The sequence below is a fragment of the Halomonas sp. BC04 genome (assembly GCF_000568385.1).
In genome coordinates, this window is the sequence record NZ_AZQX01000307.1 from 1 (window position 1) to 12,703 (window position 12,703).

Here is a 12,703-nt window from a genome sequence, read left to right on the forward strand (position 1 = left end):
CTGATCGGCGAGGCCACCGCCGAGCGCATCAAGGAAGAGATCGGCTGCGCCTATCCTGGCGGCGAGCTGCGCGAGATCGACGTGCGCGGGCGCAACCTGGCAGAGGGTATTCCACGCAGCTTTACCCTCAATTCCCACGAGATACTCGATGCGCTGCAGGAGACGCTGGCTTCCATCGTCGCTGCGGTCAAGAGTGCGTTGGAGCAGTCTCCTCCCGAGCTGGCGTCCGATATCGCCGAGCGAGGACTGGTGCTGACCGGCGGTGGCGCCCTGCTGCGTGACCTGGACAAGCTGATCGCCGAGGAGACCGGGCTGCCGGTCATCGTCGCCGAGGATCCGCTGACCTGCGTGGCCCGGGGTGGCGGCAAGGCACTGGAGATGATCGATCGTCATACCTTCGAGCTGCTCTCCAGCGACTAGGCCTCGTTCGAAAGCGCCTGCGTGGTCGAGACGGCTTGATGCGAAGTGGTGACCGTGCATTATCCTGAGCCGATAGTCATGGCCCAAGGTTTGCCGCGCTCCACGCGCCTGTGCCCGATCGCTCGGTAACGACTTCAGACCTTTCCTGATACCGGCGAGGCGTGTGAGGAGACCTGGGGGAGATTCGCCATTAAGCCGCTGTTTTCTCATGGATCGGTACCGGGCTATCGCATGCTGCTGTGTGCGATGGTCGCCTCCGCCCTGATGTTCGCCGATCATCGCTTGACGCGAATGGAGGAGGTGCGCGCCCAGCTATCCACTGTGGTGGCGCCGATCCAGTGGCTGGTCGCGGTGCCCAGCGATGTCCTGGCCTGGGGCTCCCTGGCCCTCTCCGACCAGCGTGCCCTGGTGGAGGAAAATCAGCGTTTGCGCGAGCAGATCCTGCATCTTTCGCATCGCGTGCAGCATATGTCCAGCCTCACGGCCGAGAATGTTCGCCTGCGGGAGCTGCTTGGAGCAGCGGCGCGCAAGGAATCCCCCTATATCACCGCAGAACTGCTTTCGTTGGATCCCGACCCGTACAATCACCAGATGGTCATCGACCGCGGCCGCCGCAATGGTGTCTACGTGGGACAGCCGGTGCTGGATGCTTCGGGCCTGGTCGGACAGGTAACCGCCGTTTCCGCCTACTCAAGCCGGGTCCTTATGGTGGCTGACGCCAGCCATGCCCTGCCGGTGCAGGTCAATCGCAATGGCCTGCGCTTCATTCTGCAGGGCAGTGGCCATTATGATGAGCTGCGGGTCCTGCACGTGCCGGATACTGCCGATATTCGCGAGGGTGACCTGCTGGTGACGTCGGGCCTCGCCGGTCGTTTTCCTGCCGGTTATCCGGTGGCGCGTGTTAGCGAGGTGGTGCATGATCCTGGGCAGCCCTTCGCCCGGGTCAGCGCCACTCCCGTCGCCATGTTGCAGCGCTCACGCCACTTCCTGCTGCTGTTTCCGCCCGACCCCGTGGCGGTGCCGGACGATGATTCCTGGGATACCGACCCGGATAGGCACCCTGGTGAATCGGTGCCTGCCGTACAGGTTCCCGCGGGACAATCCGGCGGTGAAACGGCGCACGCCGAGGAGTCAGACTGATGGCGAGCACCCCCCGCACCGCGCTGCCCTGGGTTTGGTTGACCCTGCTGTTGGCACTCTGTCTTCAGGTCATGCCACTGGCCGAGGGGTGGCAGATATGGCGTCCCGACTGGCTGGGGCTGATGCTCATCTACTGGTGCATGTCGGCTCCCGATCGGGTCGGGGTACTCCACGGCTTCGTGCTGGGCATCCTGCTGGACCTGATCGAGGGCGCTCCCCTGGGGCAGAATGCCCTGACACTCTCGCTGTTGGCCTTTCTGGCAGCACTGGTCTACCCACGTTTTCGCACCTACTCCCTCTTCCAGCAGTCGCTGTTGATCCTGGTGCTCCTGGGCCTGGTGCAGATTGTCGAGCAGTGGCTGCGAACCCTGTTCGGCCCCTTCTCGATGCATCTCGCCTTCCTGCTGCCTTCGCTGATCGGTGCCGTACTCTGGCCCTGGCTGACGACCATGTTCCAGGCCATGGAGCGCCGCCTTGCTGGCACTGGCTGATCTGGAGGCTATCTGCATGCGCGAATCGTCCACCACTGCGGTCCTGTGCCTGGCGTCGGCATCGCCGCGTCGCCGGGAGCTGCTGTCCTCCATCGGGGTCGAGGTCGAGGTTCGCCCGGTCGACATCGATGAGACGCCCAGCGTCGGCGAGGCTGCCGATGCCTATGTTGCCCGCCTGGCGCGCCAGAAGGCGGCTGCCGGCGTAGGGCCCTCCTCCCTGCCTGTGCTGGGGTCGGACACGGCGGTGGTCTGCGATGGGGTCATTCTGGGCAAGCCCCGCGATCAACAGCATGCGGCAGCCATGCTGCGCGGGCTTTCGGGGCGCGCCCATCAGGTGCTGACCGCGGTGGCTGTGTCCGGTCCGGCAGGTATGCTGGAGGCCTGCGCCACGACGCGGGTCGTCATGCGCGACATCGCCGAGCACGAGATAGCCGCCTACTGGGCCACCGGCGAGCCTGCCGACAAGGCCGGTGGCTACGCCATTCAGGGGTTGGCCGCGATCTTCATCGAGCGGATCGAGGGGAGCCACTCGGCGGTGGTCGGGCTGCCGCTGTTCGAGACCGCGGCACTGCTGGCGCGTCAGGGCGTACCGCTTTGGAATGGTGCCGACCGATAACGCCCCTGTCTGCCGTCCGCACTATGTCATAATGCCCCGAAGACTGACTGGACAAGGATTTCCGCATGAGCGGCGAAGTACTGATCAACCTGACGCCGATGGAAACCCGGGTAGCCGTGGTGGAAAACGGGGTGCTGCAGGAGGCGCTCATCGAGCGTACGCGCCGGCGAGGCATCGTCGGCAATATCTACAAGGGGCGAGTGGTCAGGGTGCTGCCCGGCATGCAGGCGGCTTTTGTCGACATCGGGCTGGACCGTGCCGCCTTTATTCATGTCCATGAAGTCATGCCGCCGGGCGCCTCTCCCGAGGAGCAGCTTGCCATCGGCCAGCTGCTCAGCGAAGGGCAGTCTCTGGTGGTCCAGGTCACCAAGGATCCCATTGGCTCCAAGGGCGCGCGTCTGACCACCCACCTCTCGGTGCCGTCACGCTACCTGGTCTATATGCCGGACTCCCCGCATAACGGTGTGTCTCAGCGCATCGAGGACGAGCGTGAACGCGAGCGCCTGCGAGAGCTGCTCGAGCGCTGCCAGCTGGAGCAGGATATCGAGGTCAGCGGTGGTTTCATCGTTCGCACGGCCGCCGAGAACGTGGGCCAGGAAGAGCTCTTCGCCGACATGCACTTCCTGCTGCGCCTGTGGCGCAAGGTCGGCGAGCGCAAGGTCTCCGCACCGTGTCCCAGCGTCATCTATGACGATCTTCCGCTGTTTATCCGTACCCTTCGCGACTTGATGCGTGACGACATCGAGAAAGTGCGTATCGACTCGCGGGAAAATTACGTCAAGCTTATCGAATTCGCCGAAGAGTTCATGCCCGACTCGTCGGCCCGTATCGAGTATTACCCTGGCGAGCGCCCCATCTTCGATCTCTACAGCGTCGAGGATGAGATCATCAAGGCCCTGGGGCGCAAGGTGCAGCTGAAATCCGGCGGCTACCTGGTGATCGATCCCACCGAGGCGATGACGACCATCGACGTCAATACCGGTGGCTATGTGGGGCACCGCAATCTCGAGGAGACCATCTTCAAGACCAACCTCGAGGCGGCCAATGCCATCGCCCGACAACTTCGCCTGCGGAACCTGGGCGGTATCATCATCATCGACTTCATCGACATGGAGGAGACGGAGCACCAGCGCCAGGTATTGCGTGTGCTGGAGAAGGCGCTGGAGCGTGATCATGCCAAGACCAAGTGTACCGGTGTCACCGAGCTGGGGCTGGTGCAGTTGACCCGCAAGCGCACTCGGGAAAGCCTGGAGCAAACGCTTTGCGAAGCCTGTCCAACCTGTGCAGGGCGGGGCACGCTGAAGACCGCCGAAACGGTCTGCTATGAGATATTCCGCGAAATCCTGCGTGAGGAGCGTGCCTATAACGCGGAAACCTACATGGTGCTGGCCTCCCAGGCGGTGGTGGATCGTCTGCTCGACGAGGAGTCCGCGGCGGTGGCCGATCTGGAAACCTTCATCGGCAAGACCATCCGCTTTCAGGTGGAGAGCCACTACTCCCAGGAGCAGTACGACATCGTGCTGATGTGACGCCGCGATGCATCCGATACGTCTAGCAGGCCGCTGGCTCTTGACGCTGGCGGCCACCGTGCTGGGGCTGTTGGCCCTGGCGACGCTGCTGTTGCGCCTGGCCCTGACCCAGGTGGACGAGCTTGCGCCACGGGTCGAGCGTCTGCTGGAGGCCCGCTCGGGGGCCGTGGTCGAACTGGCGAGCATGAATTCCCGGCTGGCCGGGCTCGATCCCCTGCTGCGAGGTGGTGGCTTGACCATCCGTTCCCAGCGTGGACCCGAGGGGTTGGCGCTGCTGGAAGTCGAGCATGCCAGTCTGCGCCTGAACACCGCAGACTCACTCAGAAACGGTTTTCCGGTGGTAGAGGATGCCCGACTGAAAGGGCTGACGCTGCACCTCTACCAGGATGCTCAGGGCGGCTGGCACTGGCCTGACCCTGCTGACATTCCCCCTGAGTTCATGCCCAAGGGCGAATTCGATCTGGATGCCCTGGACTTCTGGGTAGGGGTTCTGCTGCGGCAGCGCGCCTGGGCCGAGGATGTTCGCCTGGTGCTGCACGGCCAGCAGGAGCGTGTGGAGATGCATGCCCCGCGGCTTCTGCTTACTGGCGACGATCGTCATGCCCACCTCGAAGGGGAGGTGCATCTTGAAGGCCAGGATGAACCTTCCCTGCTCGCCGCGCTGGACGTCTTCCCGGGGCCCGGTGGGCTACGAGACTTCAGTGCGGCGCTTCAGGCCGACATGAAGCTGGATACGCTGATTGCCCTGGCCGGGCTGTTTGCCTTCGACGACCCCCTGCGGCTCGAGGATGCCCGGGGAGACGCCCGGCTATGGGGGCGTTGGCACCGGGGTTCGCTGGCCGATGCCCGACTGGATCTCGAAGTGCCGCGACTGGCTCTGCGGCGTGGTGGCGACCTTATTCTGATGGAACCGTTCAGAGCCCGCGGTCAATTGTTGCGCCGCGAGGATGGCTGGGAGGCCTGGCTGGAAGGTGATGCCGAGGCTACCGACTGGGCCGAGCCGGCGTCGCTGGCGGTATCGCCGGGACCGGCGCTGCCGCGCTACTGGCATCTGCGTCACAGCGCAGATGAGTGGTGGCTCAACACCAGTGAATTCGATCTCGCTTCGTTGGCCGCATGGCGAGAGCGGGTCCTGCTGCCCGAGGGGCTGACCCGTGTCATCGAGACCCTCGATCCTCGCGGGTTGGTTGCTGGCCTGGGGGTTGGGCGCGAGAATGGCAACTGGGTTGCGCGGGCCGCAGTCCATCAGGTTGCTGTCTCTGCCTGGGGCGAGGTGCCTGGCGGAGGTCCGCTGGACGCCTGGGTCGAGGCTCGGGATCTTTCTGGTCGCGTGCATTTCGTCGGTGTCGACTCTCCGGTTTTCGAACTGCCGCGTATATTTCCCGACCCCATGGCACTATCCCACGCCAGTGGCGTGGTCAGCTGGTCCTATGACGGGCCGCGCAGCTTCGTCAGCGGGCGTCGCCTGAGGGCAGGTTGGCAGGGTGCCGAGGTGGAAGGCAGTTTCGGGCTGGTGGTCGGTGGGGAGCTGCGCGGCGGCCTGGGCCTGGACCTGCAGTTCCGCGACGTCGATGCCCTGGAGCGGCCGCTCATGGATTGGCTGCCGGTCGGCGTGCTTGGCGATGAGCTCGAAGAGTGGCTGGCTGCCGGAGTGGCGGGCCATGTGCCTCGAGGCACATTCAAGCTCCACCTGCCGCTCTTCAGAGGGGAGGAGCGTGTTCCGCCCAGCATGGGGCTGGACCTGGATATCGAACATGGCCGGCTGCCCTTCGCTCCCGGCTGGCCGGCCCTTGAACAGGTCGAAGGCCGGCTGCAACTGGGTATCGACACCCTGGAGGCTGATGTCCGCTATGCCGAAAGCCTCGGTGTCGAAGGGCGTCGCGGCCGTGTCACCCTGGTCGATGACCACCTGGAGGTAACCGCCGACCTGATGGCCGATGCCGATGCGTTGCGCCGTTATCTCGGGGCCATGCCGGTGGCGGGCCTGGAGCAGGTCGATGCCTGGCGAGGCGCCGGCGGTGTCACCGGTGAGCTGGTTCTTGGCCTGCCCCTGGGCGAGCCCGCAGACATGGCGCTGGACCTGGAGACCACGGTTGCGCTGGAGCAGCTGACCCACCGGGACTTCGGCATTACGTTGCGCGACGTGAGCGGGCCACTGGCTTGGCGGCAGAGAGGCGAGACAGGTGGGCTCCAGGGGCGCCTGGCGGCACGCCTGCTGGGTGGTCCCCTTGAAGCGGATATCGACACCCGGGCTGGCTCGGTTGACCTCGAAGGCGCCATCGACGTCGCCCGGCTGTTCGAGCTGGATGTCATCCCGGACCTCGGGCCACTGCTATCCGGCCGCCTGCCATGGCAGGGAAGGCTGCGCATCAATGAGCGCAGCTCGTTCCGACTGGAGAGCGGCCTGCAAGGGTTGGCCATCGATCTGCCGGCGCCGCTGGGCAAGACATCGGGCGAGACGCGCACCCTGTGGTCGATGCGACCTGGACAGGCGCATCGTGGAAGCCGAACTGGGTGGCGACTTGAGGATACGCTGGCGGGATATGCCGGGCTCGGTAGGCGGCCAGGGGCAGGTCTGGCTGGGGCGATGGCCCAGCGCTCCGGCCTGGCCCGACGGCGAGGGCTGGGAAGCGGACCTCTTCCAGTCACGCCTCGATGTCCGGGAGTGGGGCGACGTCCTTGCTTCGCTGATGGACACTGAAGGGGGGGCAGGCGAATTCCCGTTGCGGCGGGTGAGGCTGGATACGACGTGCCTGGTCGGGCCCGAGGCTGCCTGGGTGTGGCGACAGCGACAGCCAATCCTCAAGCCGGGGGTGGCTGGCGTGTGAACATGGATTCCAGTCTCTTGACCGGCCACCTGGACTACCGTCCGATGCTTGAAGAACCCCTCGACATTTCGCTGCAGCGCTTGACCCTGGATGGCCTGCTGCCGGCCCGCCACGATGGGGTGGGGGCTTTCCTGGACGAAATCGATGTGGCAACCGATCCTGCTCCATTGCCCAATTGGGTCGGTCAGCTACCTCATGGACGTTTGCGAATTGCCGATATTCAGTACCAGGGGCGCGAGATGGGGCCCCTGACCGCGCGCTGGCAGAGCGGGCCGGATAGATTGAGCGTATCGCCACTGGGGCTGACACTGGGGCAGGTGACGGCCCATGGCGAGATGATCTGGGAGTCGGCCGGGCCGGGTGACAGCCTCACCCGCTCCCGAATCTCCCTGGATGGTCGTGACCTGGGCTCGGCGCTGGAGAAGTTTGGCCAGCCGGTGGCCATTCGTAGTGGTGAAACCCGGGTCAGGAGTCAGCTCGCCTGGCCGGGTGCGCCGTGGCAGTTCGCCCTTGCCCGCTCGCGAGGCAATATCGAGGTTGAGCTGCGCAACGGTCGCTTCGTCAACCTCGAGTCACCGACGGCGAGGTTGGTTGGTCTGCTCAACGTGGACAATCTGGTGCGCCGGCTGCGAATGGACTTTTCCGACGTGACCGGGCAGGGTACGGCTTTCGATCACGTGGTCGGTACCGCTACCCTATATGGAGGCGTGCTGGAGACCCAGGGGCCCGTGCATATCAGTGGCCCCGCAACGACCTTCACGCTCGAGGGCACCGTCGACCTGGCCCGGCGGGAACTCGACCAGCGGCTGGGCGTCACAGTCCCAGTCAGCAGCAGCCTGCCCCTGGCCGCGGTGATTGCCGGAGCGCCGGTGGTGGGTGGCGCCCTGTTCATTGCCGATCGCCTCTTTGGACGCGCGATCGATCGGGTCACTCGAATTCACTACCGCGTGCGCGGTCCCTGGACCTCGCCGCAGATCACATTGGAAGCCGCCGAATGACGACACGATCGCAAGCCATGCTCGATACCGCCGCCGACATCCTGTTGCGCCCCGGCGGCCTCGGCCTAGAGTCGCTCGATGCCGGCTTGAGGCACGTACTCACGCCGGGCGTCGACTACGCCGATCTCTATTTCCAGCGCAGCTGGCACGAGAGCTGGGTGCTGGAGGATGGAGAGGTGAAGGAGGCCGGCTACAATATCGATGGCGGCGTGGGCGTTCGCGCCATGGCCGGTGAGAAGACCGGCTTCGCCTACTCCAATCAGATCACGGCCGACGCCCTGGCGGAGACGGGACGAACGGCGTCGGGTATCGTGCGTAGCGGCGCTGCGCTATCGGTGGCGCCCCAAGTGATCAGCCAGGCCAGCGTGCGCTACGACGCCATCGACCCCCTCTCCGGTCTCTCGGCCGAGGACAAGATCGCCATGCTCAAGGAGGCCGACCGTGCGGCTCGTGCCGCCGACCCCTCGGTTTCCCAGGTCAGCGCGTCACTCTCCGGCGTTCACGAAGTCTTCCTGGTGCGCGCCAGCGACGGCACCCTGGCGGCGGACATTCGGCCGCTGGTACGCTTCAACGTCAGCGTGATCGCGGTGAAGAATGGGCGTCGCGAACGCGGCAGCGCGGGCGGCGGCGGGCGCTATGCCATGGCCCGCCTGCGTGACGAGAACGTGGCCGAGCGCTATGCCCGGGAAGCCGTGCGCCAGGCGCTGGTCAACCTCGATGCGGTGGATGCCCCAGCGGGCCAGTTACCGGTGGTGCTGGGGCCGGGCTGGCCGGGCATCCTGCTCCACGAAGCGGTAGGGCATGGCCTGGAGGGGGACTTCAACCGCAAGGGAAGTTCGGCCTTTGCCGGGCGCATGGGTGAGCGCGTCGCCTCCCCCGGTGTCACCGTGGTCGACGATGCCACCCTGGCCGATCGGCGAGGCTCCATGAGCGTGGATGACGAGGGCACGCCGGGGCAGTATACGCCGCTGATCGAAGACGGCATTCTCACCGGCTACATGCAGGACAAGCTCAACGCCAGGCTGATGGGCATGGCACCCACCGGCAACGCCCGTCGCGAATCCTTCGCCCATATGCCGATGCCGCGCATGACCAACACCTACATGCTGGCCGGTCAGGACGAGCCCGCCGACATCATCAAGAGCGTCAGGCGCGGTATCTATGCGGTCAGCTTCGGCGGTGGCCAGGTGGATATCACCTCGGGCAAGTTCGTCTTCTCGGCCAGCGAAGCCTACCTGATCGAGGACGGTCGCATCACCGCGCCGGTCAAGGGCGCGACGCTGATCGGCAACGGCCCTGAGGCCATGGGCCGGGTCTCGATGATCGGCCATGACCTGGAGCTGGATACCGGCATCGGCGTCTGTGGCAAGGACGGGCAGGGGGTGCCGGTGGGCGTCGGCCAGCCGACCCTGAAGTTGGACGAGCTCACCATCGGCGGTACTGCTTCGTGAAAGAACGTGCCTGCGCTCGCCCATACTGTGTTGGCGCTCGGCTCGCCATGCTCATTTAGGCTCCTAAACTCCGCTGGCTCGCCGAGCGCCGCCTTGTCTGGCCTTCGCTCGGTGACGTTCTGAAAAATTTTAGAGGTGCCTTGAAGCGAGGGGCGCCGGGGGCAGGCCGAGTGCTCCAGCAGACACTTGTCATATGAGTCTTCGCTGTAGGAGCAGCTTCAGCTCCGGTCCGACGCATCGGCGACTGGAGGCGACAGCTCCCGGCGGTGTTGCCGGGGCTGCCAGGCGCCTGTCGGGCTTGACCGATCTAAGTCCGAGAGGCTCCTAGAGCCCAGCCGTATCGCGGATCAGGCGGAACAGCCGTCGCGAGCTGGTGGGGGGCTTGTCCTGCTCACGCTCGCGGCGGGCATTGCGGATCAGCTGTCGCAGGGCCTGGCGGTCGACATCGGGATAGTCGGCAATGAAGGTCTCGACGGCTTCGTCGCCCTCCTCGATGAGGCGGTCACGCCACTTCTCGAGTCGGTGGAAGGCCAGGTCGCGATGGCGGGACTCCTGTTCGATGGAATCGAACACCGCCTGGATGGCGGCGAGGTCCTCGCCGCGCATGAGCTTGCCGACGTACTGCATATGGCGGCGACGCCCTTCGTGGGAGCGGATACGCGAGGTTTCCTCCACCGCCGCCAGCAGGTCATCGGAGAGCGGGAACCGTGACCGCTCCGCTGGCGTCATGGCGATGATCTGTTCGCCCAGCGCCTGCAGCTTGTGCATCTCGCGCTTGAGCTGTGACTTGCTGGGCCGCTCGTCTGACGGTGAAGGGACTTCCTGGGACATGCCGTTACCAACTAGTGTGAAGGGTCAACAGTATCGTGAGCTTGATCGCCCCGGTGGGATCAATGCGACACAGTATACCAGCCCGCCAGCGCATGGCGGGATACCGACACGTTCGAATACCGGCCGGGCCGGTGAATGAGGGAGAGACAGATGACACAGGCTTTCGATGCCGCCGCTCAACAGCCGCTGCTGGCGTCCCGTGCCGAGCAGGCACTAGCGCTGGCACGCCACCTGGGTGCCGACGCCTGCGAAGTGGGCGCCAGCGTCGACCAGGGAATCGGCATCAGCGTGCGCGAGGGCGAAGTGGAAACCGTCGAGCTGTCCCGCGACCAGGGCATCGCGGTGACCGTCTATCAGGGGGGGCGCAAGGGCAGCGCCTCCTCGACGGATGCCAGCGATGAGTCGATACGCGTGGTCGTGGAAAAGGCCATGGCCATCGCCCGCTACACCGGCGAGGATCCCGCGGCGGGGCTGGCGGATGCCGAGCTGATGGCGACCGCGCTGCCCGACCTGGACGTGCATCACCCCTGGGTGCTGACCACCGAGCAGGCCATCGACCTGGCGCTGGCCTGTGAGGCTGCCGGCAAGAGCCAGCCCGGGATACGCCAGTCCGAAGGGGCCTCGCTCTCCAGCGGTGAGGGGGTGCGGGTCTATGCCAACAGCCACGGCTTCCTGGGCAGCCAGTGCGGCAGCCGCCACTCGCTCTCCTGCATGCTGATCGCCGAGGACGAGGGGGGCATGCAGCGCGACTACGACTATACCAGTGCCCGCGATCCGCAGGATCTGCTGGCACCCGAGACCGTCGGGCGATCGGCGGCGGAGAAGACACTGCGCCGCATGGGATCCCGTCGGCCCGATACCGGGCGCCTGCCGGTGTTGTTCGATGCCACGGTGGCCAGTGGCCTGATTGGCCATCTCATGAGCGCGATTGCCGGGGGCTCCCTGTACCGGCAGGCCTCCTTTCTCTGCGACCGCCTGGGCGACGGGCTCTTCCCGGCCTGGTTCTCCCTTTTTGAGCGGCCCATGGAGAAGGGCGGCATGGCCAGTTCGCCCTTCGACAACGACGGGGTCCAGACCCGTGACAACGTCTTCATCGAGAATGGGCGGTTGGCCAGCTACATGCTCTCTGCCTATAGTGCGCGGCGCCTGGGCATGCAGACCACCGGCAACGCCGGCGGTGCGCGGAACCTGCGTATCGACGCTCCGCTGGAGACCCGTGAGGAACTACTGGCGCGCATGGGCCGTGGAGTGCTCGTCACCGAGCTGATGGGGCAGGGCGTCAACGGCGTCACTGGCGACTACTCCCGGGGCGCAGCCGGCTTCTGGGTGGAAAACGGTGAAATCCAGCACCCTGTGGAAGAGTTCACCATCGCCTCGAACCTGGAGGCGATGTTCAAGGGGCTGGCTGCCGTGGGCAGTGATATCGACACCCGGGGCAGTATCCACTCCGGCAGCTGGCTGATCGATGAAATGACCCTCGCCGGCGGTTGAGGCGAGATATCAGTAGGCTGCGGAGCGGCCAGGGAGGGGGTGCGGTTCCTGTGCGAAAGCCTTTCGAGGCGCCACCGAGGGTGGAGGGGTCCGCTCAGGCATCCTCCTCGAAGCGGGATTCGAACAGGGCCTCCAGCGCATCGAGTACCTGTTCGGCGTCCTTGCCCTCGGCGCTCACCGTCAGCTCCGTGCCGCATGGGGCGCCGAGCATCAGGAGCGACATGATATTGCAAGCATCGGCGTCCTGTCCGCCCCGGCTAACGGTGACGCGTGCCTGGAAGGGTTGGCAGCACTGGACCAGTTTGGTGGCCGCTCGGGCATGCAGGCCACGCTTGTTGGTCAAGACGAACTTGCGGCTGGCCACGCTTACGGCTCCTTGCATTCAGGCTTTCCCGGCGCGTCCTGTGGTGAAGGTGAAACCGGTGTGTGGATACCGAGTTCACGGTGGCGCAGGCGAACGTCGGGCTGCTGCTGGGCCAGATGGTGTGCGAGTCGCTCGGCGAGGTAAACCGAGCGGTGTTGTCCACCGGTGCATCCGATAGCGACGGTGAGGTAGCTTCGGTGGCTGCTGCGATAGGCAGGGAGCCAGCGCTCCATCCAGCCGATGATGTCGTCAAGCATCTCGCCCACCAGCGGGTACTGCTCCAGAAAGGCGACGATACTGGGATCGCGGCCGGTGGCGGATCTTAGGCGCGGGTCCCAGTAAGGGTTTGGCAGGCAGCGAACGTCGAAGACGATGTCGGCATCCAGCGGCACGCCACCCTTGAAGCCGAAGGACTCCACGGTCAGGGTCAACTGGTCGGGCCGGTGGCTGGCGACCTGATCGGTGATTCGGCCGCGCAGATCGTGGACCGACAGCCGGGAGGTATCGATGATCAGATCAGCCAGGTTGCGAATGTCGCTCAGGG

The 12,703-nt window shown here is 65.5% G+C and carries 12 protein-coding genes; 9 read left to right on the forward strand and 3 right to left on the reverse strand.

What is annotated here, in order from left to right; genetic code table 11:
- From Q427_RS20910 to tldD, 8 genes are all read left to right on the forward strand, one after another.
- The coding region (locus Q427_RS20910) for a rod shape-determining protein (RefSeq protein WP_043517042.1) at positions 1-420 on the forward strand (420 nt) is incomplete at its 5' end.
- A 231-nt stretch (positions 421-651) separates the two neighbouring features.
- Positions 652-1,560, forward strand: a complete 909-nt coding sequence (gene mreC / locus Q427_RS20915) for a rod shape-determining protein MreC (RefSeq protein WP_081786130.1) — start codon at positions 652-654, stop codon at positions 1,558-1,560.
- Positions 1,560-2,051 (forward strand): rod shape-determining protein MreD, encoded by a 492-nt coding sequence (gene mreD, locus Q427_RS20920; RefSeq protein ID WP_043517043.1) that lies wholly within the window; start codon positions 1,560-1,562, stop codon positions 2,049-2,051. Before mreC ends, mreD begins: the two co-directional genes overlap by 1 nt.
- 16 nt (positions 2,052-2,067) lie before the next feature.
- Positions 2,068-2,667, forward strand: a complete 600-nt coding sequence (locus tag Q427_RS20925) for a Maf family protein (protein WP_043517055.1) — start codon at positions 2,068-2,070, stop codon at positions 2,665-2,667.
- 65 nt (positions 2,668-2,732) lie between these two features.
- Positions 2,733-4,196 (forward strand): ribonuclease G, encoded by a 1,464-nt coding sequence (gene rng / locus Q427_RS20930; RefSeq protein WP_043517045.1) that lies wholly within the window; start codon positions 2,733-2,735, stop codon positions 4,194-4,196.
- 7 nt (positions 4,197-4,203) lie between these two features.
- Positions 4,204-6,897 (forward strand): YhdP family phospholipid transporter, encoded by a 2,694-nt coding sequence (locus Q427_RS20935; protein ID WP_051496568.1) that lies wholly within the window; start codon positions 4,204-4,206, stop codon positions 6,895-6,897.
- 129 nt (positions 6,898-7,026) lie between these two features.
- Entirely contained in the window at positions 7,027-8,022 is a 996-nt protein-coding gene (locus tag Q427_RS34560; RefSeq protein ID WP_051496569.1) for a YhdP family protein, read from the forward strand.
- Positions 8,019-9,473, forward strand: coding sequence for a metalloprotease TldD (gene tldD / locus Q427_RS20940; protein WP_043517046.1), 1,455 nt, complete (start codon positions 8,019-8,021; stop codon positions 9,471-9,473). The genes Q427_RS34560 and tldD overlap by 4 nt, the downstream gene beginning before the upstream one ends.
- Positions 9,474-9,797: 324 nt before the next feature.
- On the opposite strand, the gene yjgA is transcribed toward tldD, so the two are convergent.
- On the reverse strand, positions 9,798-10,304 hold the full coding sequence (gene yjgA / locus Q427_RS20945; RefSeq protein WP_043517047.1) for a ribosome biogenesis factor YjgA: 507 nt from the start codon (positions 10,302-10,304) through the stop codon (positions 9,798-9,800).
- A gap of 150 nt (positions 10,305-10,454) precedes the next feature.
- On the opposite strand from yjgA, the gene pmbA reads away from it, so the two are divergent.
- Positions 10,455-11,795, forward strand: coding sequence for a metalloprotease PmbA (gene pmbA, locus Q427_RS20950; RefSeq protein WP_043517049.1), 1,341 nt, complete (start codon positions 10,455-10,457; stop codon positions 11,793-11,795).
- Positions 11,796-11,889: 94 nt separating this feature from the next.
- Here the strand turns inward: pmbA and Q427_RS20955 are convergent, their stop codons facing one another.
- Both Q427_RS20955 and Q427_RS20960 read right to left on the reverse strand, forming a co-directional pair.
- Positions 11,890-12,177, reverse strand: coding sequence for an HPr family phosphocarrier protein (locus Q427_RS20955; protein WP_051496570.1), 288 nt, complete (start codon positions 12,175-12,177; stop codon positions 11,890-11,892).
- On the reverse strand, positions 12,162-12,703 hold a 542-nt coding region (locus Q427_RS20960), incomplete at its 5' end, for a RapZ C-terminal domain-containing protein (protein ID WP_043517053.1). The genes Q427_RS20955 and Q427_RS20960, both read right to left, overlap by 16 nt.

Excerpts from the sequence above, each read along its gene's own strand:
- mreC (WP_081786130.1), top strand. The coding sequence starts at position 652 with ATGCTGCTGTGTGCGATGGTCGCCTCCGCCCTGATGTTCGCCGATCAT.
- mreD (WP_043517043.1), top strand. The coding sequence starts at position 1,560 with ATGGCGAGCACCCCCCGCACCGCGCTGCCCTGGGTTTGGTTGACCCTG.
- Q427_RS20925 (WP_043517055.1), top strand. The coding sequence starts at position 2,068 with ATGCGCGAATCGTCCACCACTGCGGTCCTGTGCCTGGCGTCGGCATCG.
- rng (WP_043517045.1), top strand. The coding sequence starts at position 2,733 with ATGAGCGGCGAAGTACTGATCAACCTGACGCCGATGGAAACCCGGGTA.
- Q427_RS20935 (WP_051496568.1), top strand. The coding sequence starts at position 4,204 with ATGCATCCGATACGTCTAGCAGGCCGCTGGCTCTTGACGCTGGCGGCC.
- Q427_RS34560 (WP_051496569.1), top strand. The coding sequence starts at position 7,027 with ATGGATTCCAGTCTCTTGACCGGCCACCTGGACTACCGTCCGATGCTT.
- tldD (WP_043517046.1), top strand. The coding sequence starts at position 8,019 with ATGACGACACGATCGCAAGCCATGCTCGATACCGCCGCCGACATCCTG.
- yjgA (WP_043517047.1), bottom strand. The coding sequence starts at position 10,304 with ATGTCCCAGGAAGTCCCTTCACCGTCAGACGAGCGGCCCAGCAAGTCA.
- pmbA (WP_043517049.1), top strand. The coding sequence starts at position 10,455 with ATGACACAGGCTTTCGATGCCGCCGCTCAACAGCCGCTGCTGGCGTCC.
- Q427_RS20955 (WP_051496570.1), bottom strand. The coding sequence starts at position 12,177 with ATGCAAGGAGCCGTAAGCGTGGCCAGCCGCAAGTTCGTCTTGACCAAC.